This is a genomic window from Thalassospira sp. CH_XMU1458, from assembly GCF_037027205.1.
GTDB lineage: Bacteria > Pseudomonadota > Alphaproteobacteria > Rhodospirillales > Thalassospiraceae > Thalassospira > Thalassospira tepidiphila.
Genome location: NZ_JAYMDW010000003.1, coordinates 378,938 through 395,683, shown reverse-complemented (window position 1 = coordinate 395,683; position 16,746 = coordinate 378,938). Strand labels below are relative to the sequence as shown.

At 56.5% G+C, this 16,746-nt stretch carries 13 protein-coding genes; 9 read left to right on the top strand and 4 right to left on the bottom strand.

Features of this window, described 5'->3' with window-relative positions; genetic code table 11:
• Nucleotides 1–60: 60 nt before the first annotated feature.
• Together WBY09_RS15850 and WBY09_RS15845 are read right to left on the bottom strand one after the other, a co-directional pair.
• The gene (locus WBY09_RS15850) at nt 61–1,074 is read right to left on the bottom strand and encodes an ABC transporter permease (RefSeq protein ID WP_008890019.1); all 1,014 of its coding nucleotides are present in this window, start codon (nt 1,072–1,074) and stop codon (nt 61–63) included.
• Nucleotides 1,067–2,620: a sugar ABC transporter ATP-binding protein gene (locus tag WBY09_RS15845; RefSeq protein WP_336233245.1), complete on the bottom strand. Its 1,554-nt coding sequence runs from the start codon at nt 2,618–2,620 to the stop codon at nt 1,067–1,069. Before WBY09_RS15845 ends, WBY09_RS15850 begins: the two co-directional genes overlap by 8 nt.
• Before the next feature lie 175 nt (nt 2,621–2,795).
• Between WBY09_RS15845 and WBY09_RS15840 the strand changes: the two genes are divergently transcribed.
• A complete protein-coding gene (locus tag WBY09_RS15840; RefSeq protein ID WP_336233243.1) occupies nt 2,796–3,827 on the top strand; it encodes a LacI family DNA-binding transcriptional regulator in 1,032 nt (343 codons plus the stop codon).
• A gap of 41 nt (nt 3,828–3,868) precedes the next feature.
• On the opposite strand, the gene WBY09_RS15835 is transcribed toward WBY09_RS15840, so the two are convergent.
• Nucleotides 3,869–4,357 (bottom strand): VOC family protein, encoded by a 489-nt coding sequence (locus WBY09_RS15835; protein WP_063086976.1) that lies wholly within the window; start codon nt 4,355–4,357, stop codon nt 3,869–3,871.
• Between the two features lie 444 nt (nt 4,358–4,801).
• Between WBY09_RS15835 and nspC the strand changes: the two genes are divergently transcribed.
• Nucleotides 4,802–5,899, top strand: coding sequence for a carboxynorspermidine decarboxylase (gene nspC / locus WBY09_RS15830; RefSeq protein ID WP_336233242.1), 1,098 nt, complete (start codon nt 4,802–4,804; stop codon nt 5,897–5,899).
• A 78-nt stretch (nt 5,900–5,977) separates the two neighbouring features.
• The gene (locus WBY09_RS15825) at nt 5,978–7,219 is read left to right on the top strand and encodes a saccharopine dehydrogenase family protein (RefSeq protein WP_336233240.1); all 1,242 of its coding nucleotides are present in this window, start codon (nt 5,978–5,980) and stop codon (nt 7,217–7,219) included.
• Nucleotides 7,220–7,346: 127 nt separating this feature from the next.
• Here WBY09_RS15825 and WBY09_RS15820 read toward each other — a convergent pair whose 3' ends face one another.
• Entirely contained in the window at nt 7,347–8,507 is a 1,161-nt protein-coding gene (locus WBY09_RS15820; RefSeq protein ID WP_336233239.1) for an MFS transporter, read from the bottom strand.
• 743 nt (nt 8,508–9,250) lie between these two features.
• On the opposite strand from WBY09_RS15820, the gene WBY09_RS15815 reads away from it, so the two are divergent.
• From WBY09_RS15815 to WBY09_RS15790, 6 genes are all read left to right on the top strand, one after another.
• Nucleotides 9,251–10,336, top strand: a complete 1,086-nt coding sequence (locus WBY09_RS15815; RefSeq protein WP_336233237.1) for a substrate-binding domain-containing protein — start codon at nt 9,251–9,253, stop codon at nt 10,334–10,336.
• Nucleotides 10,333–11,691, top strand: a complete 1,359-nt coding sequence (locus WBY09_RS15810; RefSeq protein WP_336233235.1) for an ABC transporter substrate-binding protein — start codon at nt 10,333–10,335, stop codon at nt 11,689–11,691. The genes WBY09_RS15815 and WBY09_RS15810 overlap by 4 nt, the downstream gene beginning before the upstream one ends.
• Nucleotides 11,692–11,762: 71 nt before the next feature.
• Entirely contained in the window at nt 11,763–13,076 is a 1,314-nt protein-coding gene (locus WBY09_RS15805) for a sugar ABC transporter permease (RefSeq protein ID WP_336233234.1), read from the top strand.
• A complete protein-coding gene (locus WBY09_RS15800) occupies nt 13,076–14,305 on the top strand; it encodes a carbohydrate ABC transporter permease (protein WP_286792580.1) in 1,230 nt (409 codons plus the stop codon). The genes WBY09_RS15805 and WBY09_RS15800 overlap by 1 nt, the downstream gene beginning before the upstream one ends.
• 5 nt (nt 14,306–14,310) lie before the next feature.
• On the top strand, nt 14,311–15,669 hold the full coding sequence (locus WBY09_RS15795; RefSeq protein ID WP_336233232.1) for an MGH1-like glycoside hydrolase domain-containing protein: 1,359 nt from the start codon (nt 14,311–14,313) through the stop codon (nt 15,667–15,669).
• 1 nt (nt 15,670) lies between these two features.
• The gene (locus WBY09_RS15790; RefSeq protein ID WP_336233231.1) at nt 15,671–16,735 is read left to right on the top strand and encodes an ABC transporter ATP-binding protein; all 1,065 of its coding nucleotides are present in this window, start codon (nt 15,671–15,673) and stop codon (nt 16,733–16,735) included.
• Nucleotides 16,736–16,746 lie beyond the last annotated feature (11 nt).

Genomic DNA, 16,746 nt, shown 5'->3' with positions numbered 1-16,746 from the left:
GTTTCCTCCTGATCAAAAAAATGATGCGTTTTCACATTCTTCCCGGACGTTGATCGCCGGTTATTTGCTCTTTTTGCGTCGCCAGTCCCCGCGCTGCAGGAATACCGCAACGATGATGATCAGACCCTGAACTGCTCCGTTCAGATAGTTACTGATCGCATCCGTCAAATTAAGAATATTGCCAATCGTGGTCAGCATGATCGCGCCGATCACCGTGCCCCAGATCCGGCCATAGCCACCCTTAAGCATCGTGCCACCAATGATCACGGCAGCAATGGCTTCCAGTTCCCAAAGCACCCCGGTCGAGCTTGAGGCAGACCCAAGACGCGGCACATAAATGATGGTCGCAACCGACACGCACAGCCCCTGAATGACATAGGTCAGCGTCTTCACCCGGTCGACATGGATTGCCGAATACCGCGCAACCTGCTCGTTCGAACCGATGGCAAAGCATTTCCGCCCGAACGGCGTCATGTTCAGCAGCACATAGCCCGCAACCGCCACGGCAAAGAACACAAGTACCGGCACAGGAATGCCCAGAATGTCGCCGTAATAGACCGGGCGATAAACACCGCGCACATCAAAATCAAGCGACAGCGTCCCGCCATCAGCCATATAGGTCACAAGCGACCGGTAAATCCCCATGGTGCCAAGTGTGACGATGAACGCTTCGATCTTGCCCTTGGTGCTGACCAGGCCATTAACGGCCCCGGCCGCAATCCCCAGCAAGACTGACAGCACCACACCGATCAAAACCGTCTCGATCCCGGCACCCAGCGTTGCGACAAGCGTATTCATCACAACAATCATCGCACCCGAAATAAACGCCGCCATGGAGCCGACCGAAAGATCAATGCCGCCCGCGGTGATCACAAAGGTAGCACCGACCGCGATGATGCCGATAAAGGCCGCACGGGTGAAAATATTCGAAAGGTTGCCGCCGCTCAGGAACGCGTCATTAATACCCGTGCCCAGAACAAACAGGCCAACGAGGGCCAAAAACGGACCCAAGGCTTTGAAATCGATATTGAAACCACTCGAAGTCGAAGCTTCAGAGCGCTCAAGGCTACTCATGAACAGACACTCCCTGCTTGCCTGAAATTCCTGTCGCGTGCCGCATGATTTCATGCTCGTTGCGGTCGTTTCCTTCGAGAATGCCTGTGATACGGCCTGCCGCCATGACCGCGATGCGATCAGACAGGCCAAGCATTTCCGGCATTTCAGACGACAGAAGAATGACGGATTTACCGCGTTTGGTAAGATCGCCGATGAAATGATAAATCTGGCTTTTGGTGCCGATATCGATGCCGCGCGTCGGCTCGTCGATGATCACGACTTCCGGGTCGGTTTCCATGACCTTGGCTAGCAACAGCTTCTGCTGATTGCCGCCGGAAAAATCACCGACCTTGGCTTTCGGATCGGCCGCGCGAATGTCAAAGGCCTCGATCGCGTTGGCAAGTGCGGCTTCTTCGGCCTTGCGATTAAGGATCACGGTCCCGAATTTTTCAAGTGCCAGCAAAGTCAGGTTGGGCCGCATATCCATATTCAGCAACAACCCGCTGCCCTTGCGATCCTTGGTCAGATAGGCAATGCCGCATTTCTTGGCATCTTGCAGGCTGTGGATCGAAACCGGCTCACCATTGCGTTCGATCTCGCCAGATGATCTGTCGCGCAGGCCAATGATCGCCTCCATCAAGGCTGTCCGCCCGGCCCCGACAATCCCGGCAAAGCCCAGAACTTCGCCCCGACGCAAATCAAAGCTGGCGTCACGCACCTGGCCCTCAACCGATACATTGCGAACAGACATGGCAACATCATGGGCCTCAACCGGCGCGCGGTCGGGGAACATCTGTTTGATGTCCCGCCCCACCATCAGGCGCGCCATGTCGTCTTTTTCAACATCAGTCACCGGCTCGGTCGTGATCAGGCGCCCGTCGCGCAGAACCGTCACCCGGTCGGCAATCGCCTTGATCTCGTCAAGCTTGTGGGAAATGTAAAGGATCGCGACACCCTGTTCGCGCAGGCGTCGGATCTGATCAAACAGGATATCAACCTCGCGCCCGGTCAAGACCGCGGTCGGTTCATCAAGGATCAGAATATCGGCGTTTTTCGAAAGTGCCTTGGCAATTTCGACCATCTGACGGTCCGAAACCGCAAGATCCTTGATGCGCGTGCGCGGATCGACATCGCATTGCAATTGATCCAGAAGCTTTTTGGCTTCCGCGCGCATCGCCGCCTTATCAAGGAACCAGCCCCGCTTGATCTCGCGGCCAAGGAAAATGTTCTCTTCGACGGTCAGTTGCTCGGCCAGGTTCAGTTCCTGATGGATCAGGATGACACCATGATTTTCGGCAACTTCACTGTCTTCAAACGTGACTTCAGTCTGATCAAGACTAAGCGCGCCACTGGTCGGCTGATGGTAGCCAGACAGGATTTTCACTAACGTCGATTTGCCCGCACCATTTTCGCCCAAAAGCGCGTGCACTTCCCCCGCACGCAGATCGATGGAAACATCGAAAAGCACCTGTGCCGGGCCAAATGACTTGCAAATCTCCCGACCGGACAGCCGCACGCGCGCCTGCTGATCGGGATTAACGGCGTGAACAGCCGCATCCGTCATGAATATATCCTCCCTAGCGTCGCATTTTTTGCGATCAACTCTTGATTAAGCTCTGTGTAAACGTTTTCATTTTCGATGTAAACCTTTACATTTTGCTCGGAGTGATCAAAATCACCTGCCGATCCGGGCGTCGAATGCCGCTGGACAGCCTGCAACCGGCGGAGTAGGAAGAAGAATGACTGAAAAAATCGCGACGATTGAAGATGTTGCCCGCCAGGCAGGGGTGTCTATTGCCACTGTCAGCCGGGCCTTGCACAAACCCAATGTGGTTTCCGAAACCACACGCGAAAGAGTGCAAACTGCCATCGCCGCGACCGGTTACACCGCCAATGTCATGGCCCGGAACCTGCGTCTGAACCGTTCGGGGATGATTCTTTTGCTGGTGCCCGATATCGGAAACCCTTTCTTTTCGGCGATTCTGTCGGGCATTGAAAAGGGGGCCAGCCAGGCGGGCTACAATGTCCTGATTGGTGACACACAAAACGATCCCGAACGCGAAGCAACCTATGCCGCCTATCTGCGCAGCAATCAGGCAGATGCGATGATCCTGCTCAATGGCAGGCTTCCGGCACCACTTGCCAAGGCCCCGGCAAACGCCACACCACCGGTGGTGATTGCCTGCGAACGCATTCCGGGATGTGCTTTGCCAACCGTCATCATTGACAATGACGAGGCATCCTTTGTTGCGACCAACCATCTGATTGATCTCGGCCATACCCGCATCGCCCATGTTAGTGGCCCGACGGGCAACATCCTGACCACGGATCGCGTGACCGGATATCGTCGCGCCCTGAAATCGGCCGGCATCGCCCACGAGCCAGGCCTGATTTATCGCGGCGATTTTTCCATCGATTCCGGTATTGCCGCCGGCCGCGCCCTTCTGGCCGATCCAAAGACCCGACCAACGGCGGTCTGTTGTGCCAGTGACGGCATGGCGATCGGGGTGATTGTGGCGGCCAAGGAAGTCGGGCTTCGCATCCCGCATGACCTTTCGGTTGTCGGCTTTGACGATATTCCGCATGCCGCGGCCTATGACCCGCCGATCACCACCGTGCGCCAACCCCGCCGCCGTCTGGGCGAACAGGCGATAGCCTTGCTTCTGGATCGTCTGGGATCAAAAACGCCGCCGTCGCACGGCGAAACCGGGCCGGTGATCATCCCGACCGAACTGATCGTCCGTCAAAGTACCGGCCCCTGCCCCGGCTAGCGGCCCCTCTTAGGCATCTGCAATCTCAGGCACTTCTAAGCTCAGGCACTGGCAATCTTTTGCCACTCGCCCATGACGGAACGCGCGTTTCCTTCATGATCCTCGCCGGATTTGGCAATTTCAGAGGCAAAGATTTCGAACCGAATGCCGTTGGGATCGCGCATAAATAACCGGCGCGACTTGCCGTCATCCTCGCTGTGATAGACCACCTTGTGCTGGAAAAGATGGTTTTGCCAGGCGATCACATCGCGCGGCGCGGAACACCGCAACCCGATATGAAACACATCATCGGGCATGTTTGGATCGTCCGGATAAGGCCCGGTATCGGCCGGCCAGTCAAAGAAGGACAGGCGCGTACCATCGGGCAGCGCATAGGTAATCAGCAAATAATCGGATTTCCACGACGGGCTATAGCCACTTTCCGCGTGGACCAGTGTTGCGCCCACCACTTTGGAATAAAAATGGTCGGTCGCCTCAAGATCGCGGGTCGGAAATGCAAGATGGTCGACACTTACAGGTGCAGGTGACATGGGGCCTCCTCCGTCTGAATGTATCCGTGTTACGGGCGCGACACCATGATGGTAATCATGAATGCGCCCCATGATCAACAGATGGGGCAATGGCCCTTCGAAATCAATGCGATTGCCCCTTGATCAAACCGTCATGAAACCACAACATGCAGAGAGGCGCGAAATCGCCTAATAAAGGCGACATTGCAGTATTGACCGCCCCTGCCCCCGCTGCTATTGGGACGCAGCAAAACGCATTTGGCAAACCCGAAGGATGGAGGCATCTGATGAATGAATACAGTTTATCTGTCTCCGTCTATTGGATGACGCACCGTCAGGCTGACCACTAGAAAAGCCGGTTGCCCCACCAATTTGGTGATTTTGCCCAAACCCGGAACCTGACAGCGTGATCGCGCGTTCCGAGTTCACCCGCATTCCCCGTGACATAGTTGTAGAGAGCCGTCCATGCCCGCAACGCCCTATTATCTGATCGACAAGTCCAAGCTTAAAAGCAACATGGAAAAGATCGCCTATGTGCGCGAACATTCCGGTGCCAAGGCGTTGCTTGCGCTTAAATGCTTTGCGACCTGGTCGGTGTTTGACTTCATGTCAGAATATATGGATGGCACCACGTCCTCGTCGCTCTATGAAGTCAAGCTGGGCCGCCAGAAATTCGGCAAGGAAACCCACGCTTATAGCGTCGCCTATTCCGATGATGAAATCGGCGAAGTCATTGAGAATGCCGACAAGATCATCTTCAATTCCATCAGCCAGCTGACCCGCTTTGCCGATCAGGCATCGGGCATCGTGCGCGGCCTGCGCCTTAACCCGCAGGTCTCGACCTCAAGCTTCGATCTGGCCGATCCGGCGCGCCCGTTCTCGCGTCTGGGTGAATGGGATGTCGCCAAGGTCGAAGCCGTGATGGACCGCATTTCCGGCTTCATGATCCACAATAACTGCGAAAATGCCGACTTTGATCTGTTTGATCAGATGCTTGGAAATATCGAGGAAAAGTTTGGCTCGCTTCTCGCGCGTGTTGAATGGGTCAGCCTCGGTGGCGGCATTCACTTCACCGGTGAAGATTACCCGCTCGATAAATTCTGTGCGCGGCTCAAGGCGTTTTCCGAGAAATTCGGCGTGCAGGTCTATCTCGAACCCGGCGAAGCATCGATCACCAAAAGCACCACCCTTGAGGTCACCGTGCTTGATACCCTGTTTAACGGCAAAAACCTTGCCATCGTTGATAGTTCGATCGAAGCCCACATGCTCGATCTTCTGATCTATCGCGAAAATGCCAAGGTCCTGCCGAACACGGGCGATCACCCTTACATGATTTGCGGCAAGTCCTGCCTTGCCGGCGACGTATTTGGCGAATTTGATTTCGAAAACGAGATCAAGGTCGGCGACCGTATCTCCATTCAGGATGCGGCCGGCTACACCATGGTGAAAAAGAACTGGTTTAACGGGGTCGGCATGCCGTCCATCGTGATCCGGGAACTCGACGGAACAGAGCGCGTTGTGCGTGAGTTCACATTTGACGACTACGTTTCGAGCCTTTCGTAAAACACGAAAGCGCAGTTTTCATAGCGAACCGGGGAAGTGTTTCCCCACCTCTCAAAACAGGGGAGTTTTTGGCCCGACATGAAAAAGAATGTTCTGATTATCGGCGCAGGTGGCGTCGCCCAGGTCGTTGCACATAAATGCGCACAGCATAATGACGTGCTCGGCGATATTCATATCGCATCGCGCACGGCATCAAAGTGCCAGTCCATCATCGACAGCATCCACGAAAAGAAAAACCTTAAGAACCCCGGCGTTCTTGAAGGTCACGCCCTGGATGCCACCGACGTTGATGCCACTGCGGCCCTGATCGAAAAAACCGGCTGCCAGATCGTCATTAATGTCGGCTCTGCCTTTATCAACATGCCGGTCATGTCGGCCTGCATCAAAACCGGTGTCGCCTATCTCGATACTGCCATCCATGAAGAGCAGGACAAAATCTGCGAAACCCCGCCATGGTATGCCAACTATGAATGGAAACGCCGTGCCGAGTGCGAGGCCGCTGGCGTAACCGCGATCCTCGGTGTCGGGTTCGATCCGGGTGTGGTGAATGCCTATGCCAAACTGGCTGTCGAAGACTACTTCGATAAAATTGAGTCGATCGACATCATCGACATCAACGCTGGCAGCCACGGCAAATACTTTGCCACCAACTTCGATCCGGAAATCAACTTCCGCGAATTCACCGGCACGGTCTATTCCTGGCAGGACAGCAAATGGCAGTCCAACAAGATGTTCGAAGTCAAAAAGATCTGGGACATGCCGGTTGTCGGCGAAAGCCAGACCTTCATGACCGGCCATGACGAAGTCCATTCCCTGTCCCAGAACCTTGACGTGCCAAACGTCCGTTTCTGGATGGGCTTTGGCGATCACTACGTCAATGTCTTCACGGTCCTGAAAAACATCGGCCTTCTGTCCGAAAAACCGGTCACCACCGCCGAGGGCCTCGAAGTCGTGCCGCTCAAGGTCGTCAAGGCCTGCCTGCCGGACCCAAGCTCCTTGGCACCGGACTATACCGGCAAGACCTGCATCGGTGATCTGGTCAAGGGGACGAAGGACGGCAAGGAAACCGAAGTCCTGATTTATAACGTGGCAGACCACAAGGACGCCTACAATGAAGTCGGAAGCCAGGGCATTTCCTATACCGCGGGTGTACCGCCCGTCGCGGCCGCGATGCTGATCGCAACCGGCGAGTGGGACGTGAAGAAAATGGCAAACGTCGAAGAACTGCCATCCAAACCGTTCCTCAACCTGCTGAACGGCATGGGTCTTCCGACCCGCATCAAGGACGCCAACGGCGACCGCGCGCTCGACTTCTCCTAAGCGCACCTCACAAAATACAAACGAAATGGCGGGCACACATTGCCCGCCATTTCGCGTTTTTGAAAAGGTCGTCATTCCCGCGAAGGCGGGAATCTACCGACATTCGAACCGCTATAGATTCCAGATCTCAGGCGCGTCGCCAACTCACGACCACACCACACATCACCAAAACAGCTCCAAACCCGGCCACGGCGGCAAAGCCGAACCCGGCATAAATCGGTCCCATAATCATCGGCCCGGCAAACACCGCCGAATAGGTCACCGCACTATTCAGCCCCATCACCGCCCCGCGCGCATCAGACGCCTGACGGTTAAGCGACACCACCATCGCATTCAGACCAAGCTGATTAAGCATCCCCCAGATGGCAGTACCCGCCATGGCGCTGATCTGGCTTTGCAGGGTCAATCCCCAAGTGGCATAGCTTGTCGCAATCGCGATCAACACCAGGCACAAATACCCGCGGGTAATTTTGGGCGATATCACCCCCAAAACAAATCCCATGACGCCAAACCCCACGCCATAGGCCATAACAAACATACCGCTGCCCTGCGCTGACAGGTCAAAGGCCGTGCGCACACCCACCCCGAAAAACGCAAAACAGCCGTAAAACGCCGTCATATAAACCAGCATCACCGCCAGTAATTGCCAAACCCCCGGCAGCCGAAATGCGCGCAAGGGCGATGTCCGCGTGCTCATCCCGCCGCGCACATCCGACAGCAACATCACCAGAATACCGGCCACCAGGACCGACAACCCGGCCATCAGGAAATAAACCATCCGCCAGCCAAATTGCTCGGTAATGAACGCCGCGGCGGGGACTGCCACCACCAACGATAACGCCCACCCGGTCAAAACCACACCAAGCCGCGCGGCTTCTCGCCCCTTTGGGGCTGTGGCGGTGACCGTGGCATAGGATCCCGGCAACAACACACCAACCGCCACCCCGGCCAGCGCCTGCGACAGACACAACCAAACCCAATGCTGGCTCAACCCGCTTGAAACCTGCGCCACCGCCAGTAAAAGGGCCGCACCGCCCAAAACACGCCCGACCGACATCCGGTCAATCATCCCGGCCAGGGTCAGCGCCGATAGGGCCGTCGCCGCCCCGAACGCCGAAATCGCCCAGGCCACATGATAGGTCTGCGTCGAAAGCCCGCTTGCCACTTCTGACAGGATCGGACTTAAAACAAACGAATTCGACCCGACAAGCAACACCGCGCCAAGCAGGGCCAGAACCTTTACTTGCGCAATGGCATTCGGATTAATCTCAGCATTTTGGTCTGTCATACCGCCATGTGATATGATTTGCCCTGTTTTAGGCAAGGAAATTCAATACTTAGCAGATAAAATCGAGCTCCGCTCTGTAACGGGACCGTCCCCGACAGAATTGCCACTGATGGCATCACGCACCGTCTTGGATAAAGCAGCCGCGCGAGTCACCGCCCAACACGCCAAAACACACCACCCACGCGCGGCATACCGAAGGTTTGCGCCGCAAAATACGGCGTGCACTGAATTCTATACCTTTGGTTGATGAATTTGCGCACAAGGCTTGGCGTGCATGAATTACACGCGATTTCACCCCACCCTTGCGGGTAGCCTCAACCCGCTGCCGCGTTGCAAAATAAATCGTTCAAAATCAACTGTTTGACAACCGAAAGCGGTTTCGGATAGCGTTTCCCTGTTCCGAAAGCGGTTTCGGAACAGGAAACACCGTCAAAAAGGCGGTGAAAAGCAGTAGAGCCTGTTGCATTAAATTTGCTTCGCTTTGTTTGTTTTTGGCGTGTCGTTTGGCAAGGCACAGCGTGCAGAGCGATGCGGCGCATCGGTCAAACGGTGTAACGCCGCGAAACGCCGCCAAAAACGAACCCTGTGGGCCGGGACATTCTTCCGCCCCGCAGCGTCAAGGTCCTTGAACCGTAGCCCCGCTACGCACAGCGGACCTTTCTTTGCCGGACAGAAGGATGTCCTCGGCAAAGTGAGGCAAATTTGATGCAACAGGCTCTAACGAAGACACTCAGGGAGGTTCCGTGCCGCGCGTTCGGAAGCAAAACGAAACCATGTCGATTGCCCGGCTGGCCAAACATCTTGGTTTGTCCGAAGGAACCGTTTCGCGCGCGTTGAACAACTATCCCGATATCGCTGAAAAGACCGTTGCCCGTGTCCGCAAGGCCGCCGATGAGCTGGGCTATCGCCCGTCAACCACCGCACGGCGTCTTGCCCGTGGCGTGGTCGAAACCATCGGCTTTGTCCTGCCTGCCCGCGACGGCCATCAGATTGATCCGTTTCTGGCCGAAATTCTCGATGGGCTTGCCACCGAACTTGCCCTGTCTGATTGGGACTTGCTGGTTTCCGCCGTCCCCGATGGTCATGACGAGGTCGAAGTCATGGACCGTTTGATCCAATCGGGCAAGGTTGGCGGGTTTGTTGTTGCCCGCACCAAACGCCATGATCCGCGCATTGATTTCCTGCGCACATCCCACATCCCGTTTGTGGCCCAAGGGCGCACCGAAAACTGTGACGACTATGCATGGCTTGATATCGACAACGAAAAGGCCTTTGTCGATGCGGTGAACTACCTTGTCGGCCTTGGCCATCGCAAGATCGCCTATCTCGGTGGCGACCCCGAGCTTAATTACGCCTGGCAACGCCGTGCGGGCTATCTTGCCGCGACCAAGGCCAAGGGCTGCGACATTCTTCCGGGCTATATGCATGACGGCATCACCAATGAACTGGCGGCCCGCGAGGCCGTTTTGGAAATTCTCAAACTGCCCGATCATCCGACCGCCATTTTGTGCGTCACCGATGCGGTTGCCATCGGCGCTATCCATGCGCTGGCCCATGCCGGTATCGACGTCGGATCGGAAATGTCCGTGATTGGTTTTGATGGCCTGCCGATGGGCGAAGCCATCCATCCCGGCCTGACCACCATGAGCCAGGCCAGCTATCAGATCGGCCGTGAAGTCGGCCGGATCATTGTTGCGCAGGCAAACAAGGCAAATTCGCCTGCATCCGAATTTTCCCAAATCCTGTGGGAAGCATCGCTGACCGTCCGTGGGTCAGCCAACCCGCCAGCATTGAAGCTGGCCGCCAATGCCAAGGGAGGCATCTCATGAAAACAAGGTTTACGCGTGCATTGACTCGATCATTGACACTCGCTGCCGCTGGTCTGCTGGTTTCCACCAGCATGGCAAGTGCGCAACTGCGGTTCTGGACCACCGAAGAACAACCCGAACGCCTGGCCAAACAAGAAGAAATGGCCAAGGAGTTCGAAGCCAAAACCGGCACCTCGGTGGAAGTCATTCCGGTCACTGAAACCGAACTTGGCACGCGTGCCACCGCGGCCTATGCCGCCGGTGACTTGCCAGACGTCATTTATCTGACGCTGCAATATGTCCTGCCCTGGTCCGAGGCCGGCATCCTCGATACCGAAGCCAACAACGAAGTCGTCAACCAGCTGGGCAAGGATACCTTCGCCCCGGCAGCGCTTAGCATGGCTGATTTCGACGGCGAAGTTGCAGCGGTCCCCTCTGATGGCTGGACCCAGATGGTGCTTTATCGCAAGGACCTGTTTGACGAGGCGGGCCTTGAGGCCCCCAACACCTACGCCAATATCGTCAAGGCCATCGAGGCCCTGCACAATCCGCCTGAAATGTATGGCTTTGTCGCCGCGACCAAGATCGACGAAAACTTCATGAGCCAGGTGCTCGAACATGTCTTCCTGGCAAACGGCGCAACCCCGGTGGCCGCCGATGGCTCGGTCGGCTTTGACAAGGCGAAGCTCGTCGAGGCGCTTGAGTTTTATAAAAAACTCGCCGATGCATCGCCCCCCGGTGATCTGTACTGGAAACAATCGCGCGAGGTTTACTTCGCGGGCAAAGCAGCGATGATCATCTGGTCGCCCTTCATCCTTGATGAACTGGCAGGCCTGCGCGACAGTGCCCCGCCCACGATTAATAACGACCCGACCTCGGGCGAACTCGCCTCGAAAACCGGTGTTGTCACCCGCCTGATGGGCCCGTCCAATCCGAATGGCGCGGCCTGGGGTGACATCCGTTATTTCGGTATCACCAACGATGCCGATACCGACCCGGCAGAGGAATTTGTCAAATTCTCGCTTGGTGAAGGTTACACCAGCACCCTTTCCATCGCACCCGAAGGCAAATTCCCGGTCCGTCATGGCACCGCCGAAAATCCGGATGAATTTGTTAAGGCATGGGCTACGCTTCCGGTTGGTGTGGATCGCAAAAAGCCGCTGTCAGAGCTCTATGACCCGGCCGTCATCACCGATATCGTTTCCGGTCTTGAAACCGCAAACCGTTGGGGTGTTGCCGAAGGTCAACTGGCCAAGGCATCGCGCATCATCAACAGTCAGGTCATCAACCGCCGTGTGCGCGAATTCATCGATGGCGAACGTAATGCCGATGCAACTGCTGATCTGATCAACGAAGAAGTCAGCAACATCGAATAAGCGATCTTGATCCGGGGCGCAGATTACCACCGCGCCCCGGATTTCCGATTTTCACAACGGATTTCAAGACGATGGCCCCTTCCAACTCAACCGCTCACCCCCCGGCAACCAGCCAGCCGCGCAAAGGCAAACTGGGCCCAATGGCCCGGCGCGAAGCACGGCTTGCCCTTTGGATGCTGGCCCCGACATTTCTGATTGTCATGGGCATTGTCCTGTTTCCGTTGCTGGCCAATTTCTGGATTTCGGTTAAGCCGGTCACACTATCGGATTTGCGGCCGCCAACCCCGGTGGTGTCCGAACGGGTCCGGGGCGATTTTGACATCGCCGGGCAGGAATTTGAAATCCAGTACCGCCTGCGCAATTCATCGCGCGACGGCGATATTACCGACGTCGTCCTGACCGATACTTTGCCCGCGGGCATTACGGTCACTGACCCGGGGGATGTCTGTACGGTCACGGGGGCCGAGGTCCGCTGTGCCCTTGATGGCCTTCCGGCTGGCGAACGCACCCGGCTTAAAATGACGGCTGTTTCGGATGAAAGCTTTGCCGCCAATCCGGTTTCCCCGCGCGATAGCGAACCCACCGTTACCGGCACGTCCGACAACATCCTGACCAACAGTGAATTCACCCTTGATAACTTCGCGCGGATATTTGATTCCCACGAATTCTGGTCGGTGCTGTGGGTGACGATTACCTACACCGTCTTTGGCACGTTGGGCGCACTGGTATTGGGCCTGTTTGCCGCACAAATGCTCAACAAACCCTTTGCCGGGCGGTCGATCATTCGCGGGCTTTTCCTGTTTCCCTATGTGGCACCCGTGATCGCGGTCGCCTTTACCTGGGTGATCCTGCTTGATCCCTTCAACGGCACCTTCAACGCCATCTTGCAGCGCATGAACCTTGCCGACGAAGGCGTAAACTTCTTTGGTCAGCGCGACATTCCCATTGATGTTTTTGGCCTGACCATCGATTTCCCGCTGGCCCTGGCAACGGTGATTGCCTTTGAAGCCTGGCGTTATTTCCCGCTGTCCTTCCTGTTCATTCTGGCCCGCATGCAGTCGATTTCATCAGACATGTACGAGGCCGCCGAGGTCGATGGCGCCACGCCCTTGCAACAGTTCTGGCACATTTCCCTGCCGCAACTTCTTGGCATTCTGTCCACGCTGTTCCTGCTGCGCTTCATCTGGACGTTCAACAAGTTTGACGACATCTTCCTGCTGACCGGCGGGGCGGCAGGCACGCGCACACTCACAGTCGATGTCTATGAACAGGGCTTTGCCCTGTCCAATCTTGGCGCCGGGGCGGCAGTGGCGGTGGCCATCTTCATCCTGCTTCTGGTCTTTGCCGTGTTCTATTTCAAATTCGTCCATCGGGAGGATTCGTAATGCGTATCGGTACGGGTCTTCTTCTGGGTCTGCTGACCGGATTGCTTTGGGGCACGATTGCGGTTGCCCTCACCGGCATTTCCCTGACCCTGATCACCGGCCTTCCGGCAACGCCGATCATTTCGGCAGGTGCGCTTGGCGGGGCGGTCAATGCCGCCATCATCATGCTGCGCGCCCCCGCCGATCGCACACCGGGGCTTTATCTTGTCGCCTTTGCCGGCGTGATCGTCTCGATGATGCTGGTCTCCTTTGGCGCACCGTTCAGTCTGGCCTTCTCTGAAAGTTCGCTTATTCAGGCCTTCGGCGTCGGGCTGATCGCGCTTGCCGTGACCTTTGCCAACCGCGCAGTCCTGATCGACATTCAGTCGGGCATGCTCAAACGCTACAAAATTGATCTGGTGATTGTCCGAACGCTCAAGGGCTTTGGCTTTGTGTTCTTTAGCGTGATAGTCATACTGCCCTTCTATGTGATGGTGATGACCAGTCTTAAGAACCAGCAGGATCTGTTCCTGAACCCGCTGGATCTGTCGATTGATCTGACACAGGGTGCTGCCAGCCTGTTTGACAGCTATGTCGAACTGTTCACCAAGTTCAATTTTGGCCGCTTCCTTCTGATTTCGACCATCGTGTCGGTCTGCACCGTTTTGATCACGCTGGCCTTTTCGATCCCCGGCGCCTATGCTGTGGCGCGTTTGAAGTTCCCCGGTCAGACTGTCCTTTCAAGCTCGATCCTGCTGATCTATCTCGTGCCGATGATCGTTCTGGTCATTCCGCTTTATGCCGTGTTTAGCCAGCTTGGCCTGCGCAATACGGTGGTTGGCCTTTTGATCGTCTATCCGGCCACCACCGTGCCCGTGGCCCTTTATATGCTGCAGGGCTATTTCCGTGGCCTTCCGGCCGAACTCGAAGAAGCCGGTCTGATGGATGGTTTGTCGCGCTTTGGCGTGATCTGGAAAATCACCCTGCCACTTGCCTTGCCGGCGCTTGCATCGGTGTCGCTTTATGTCTTCATGATCGCCTGGAACGAATTCCTGTTTGCCTTCATGTTCCTCGATGATCCAGACATCTTCACCTTGTCGCGCGGGGTCGTGTCGCTGAATTCATCCGAAGTCCCGCGTCAACATCTGATGGCCGGTGCGGTGATCGCAACGGTTCCGATCCTGGTCATTTTCCTGTGGTTTGAACGCTTCCTTGTTCAGGGCCTGACCGCCGGGAGTGTCAAGGGATGAGCCAGATGAGCCAGATGCGCCTTTCACTCGATCAGCTTCACGGCACCAACAGACGGGCGGCCGACATCCTTATCGGCAATGATCGCGGCGGCTATACCGTGCCAAGTGCCAAGCTCTATCCGTTCCAGTGGAACTGGGATAGTGCATTGGTTGCCCTTGGCTTTTCGGTGTTTGATTCTGATCGCGCCTGGCAGGAAGTCGAAAGCCTGCTTTCCGCGCAATGGGACAACGGCATGGTGCCGCACATCATTTTCTGGAAAGAGGAAAAAAGCTACTTCCCCGGACCGGAACAGTGGGGCACGACCGATATCGCCAAAAGCCCGCCAACATCGGGCATCACCCAGCCCCCTGTGGCGGCAACCGTCATCGAACGGCTTCTGGCCGAAGACATTGCTGCCCATCGCGACCGGGCGGCAAAGCTTCTGCCCAAACTTGATCGCTGGCATCAATGGTTTCTCGATGCCCGGGACCCGGATGGCCGTGGCGTAGTCGCCATCATGCATCCATGGGAAAGTGGCCGCGATAATTTGCCCGACTGGGATCGCCCATTATCCTTTATCGATACCACCGGGGTTGGCACCTATCACCGCCGCGATACCGATATCGTCAACGAAGACGAACGTCCGAAAAACGACGACTACGATCACTACATGGCGCTGGTCAGGTTTGGTCGCGATTGCAATTGGGATACAGAAATCATTGCCCGCGATTGCCCGTTCTGGGTCGCTGAACCGGGCATGAATGCCATCCTGCGCCGGGCCGAACGCGACCTGATCAATATGGCAACGCTTCTGGGCCAGGACGACATTGCCGCCCGCGCCGCCGCCCGCCTCGCCCGTCTTGATGCCGGGTTTGAGTTGCTGTGGTCTGAACCGGTTGGTGGCTATGTCACGCTTGATTTGCGTCGTGATGAACACGCCACCGGCCTGACATCGGGAAGCTGGCTGGCGCTGTTTGCCGGTCCGGTCGAACCGACCCGGGCGGCCAAGATGGCAGCAACCCTGACCCACTGGCTATCACAGGTCAAACACGGCGTTCCAAGCTTTGATCCCACTCATGAACTGTTTGATTCCATCCGTTATTGGCGCGGCCCGGTCTGGGCCATGGTCAACTGGATGATCGCTACCGGATTGATCGAACATGGCGAAACCGACCTTGCCGATCGCATCCGGCGTGACACGCAGTCCCTTATCGACCAATCCGATTTTCGTGAATATTTCTGCCCGGTGACCGGCCGCGGTGGCGGTGGCACGGATTTTTCGTGGACGGCATCGATGTCGCTTTACTGGGCGGCCCGTCCCGAAACGTTGCCCATCACCGCACACCTTTCCCAAACCGGCACCGCAGATCAGGAGAACACATAAAATGGGCCAGATCGAACTTAAAGGCATCCGCAAATCATTTGGCGGGATTGATGTCATCAAGGGCATTGATCTTCAGATCAATGAAGGCGAGCTGGTGATTTTTGTCGGCCCGTCCGGCTGTGGCAAATCGACGTTACTGCGCCTGATTTCGGGCCTTGTCGAAGCATCCGATGGTCAGATCCTGATTGATGGCGATGACGTCACCGGCAAGCCCCCGGCAGAACGTGAACTCTCGATGGTGTTTCAGTCCTATGCGCTCTATCCGCACAAATCCGTGCGTGAAAATATGGGCTTTGCCCTGACCGTTGCCGGCATGCCCAAGGCCGAAATCACCCAAAAGGTCGATGAGGCCGCAGCAACGCTCAAACTCGAAGACTATCTGGATCGCAAACCCAAGGCACTGTCAGGCGGTCAGCGCCAGCGTGTCGCGATTGGCCGGGCGATTGTCCGCGAACCGCGCGCCTTCCTGTTTGACGAACCGCTGTCAAACCTTGATGCAGCTTTGCGCGTGGAAATGCGCCTTGAAATCGCCCGCCTGCACCAGAAACTTGGGGCCACCATGGTCTATGTCACCCATGACCAGGTCGAGGCCATGACGCTTGCCGACAAGATCGTCGTTCTGCAGGCCGGCCAGATCGAACAGATCGGCACCCCGCTTGATCTCTATCGTCATCCGGGCAACCTGTTTGTCGCCCAGTTTATCGGCTCGCCGAAAATGAATGTGGTCGACTGTACCGGCACGGGCACGTCACTGACCTTTGGCAATGGCAACACATCCGATATTGCCCGCAACACCGAAGGTGCCACCAAAATGGGCATTCGCCCCGAACATATGGCGCTTTGTGACGCCAATGATGCCTCAAAGGCCATCCTGAGCGGCCAGATCGATGTCATGGAACATCTCGGTTCCGACAGCTTCGCCTATGTCAATGTACCCGATGTTGGCCTGTTCACCGTGCGCATTGTCGGTCATTCCGACGCCAAGGAAGGCGACATGGTCGGCCTGCATTTCGCGTCAAACGATGTCCACCTGTTCGACGCGTCCGAAAAAACCATCCCGGCTTGACGAAACGCGCA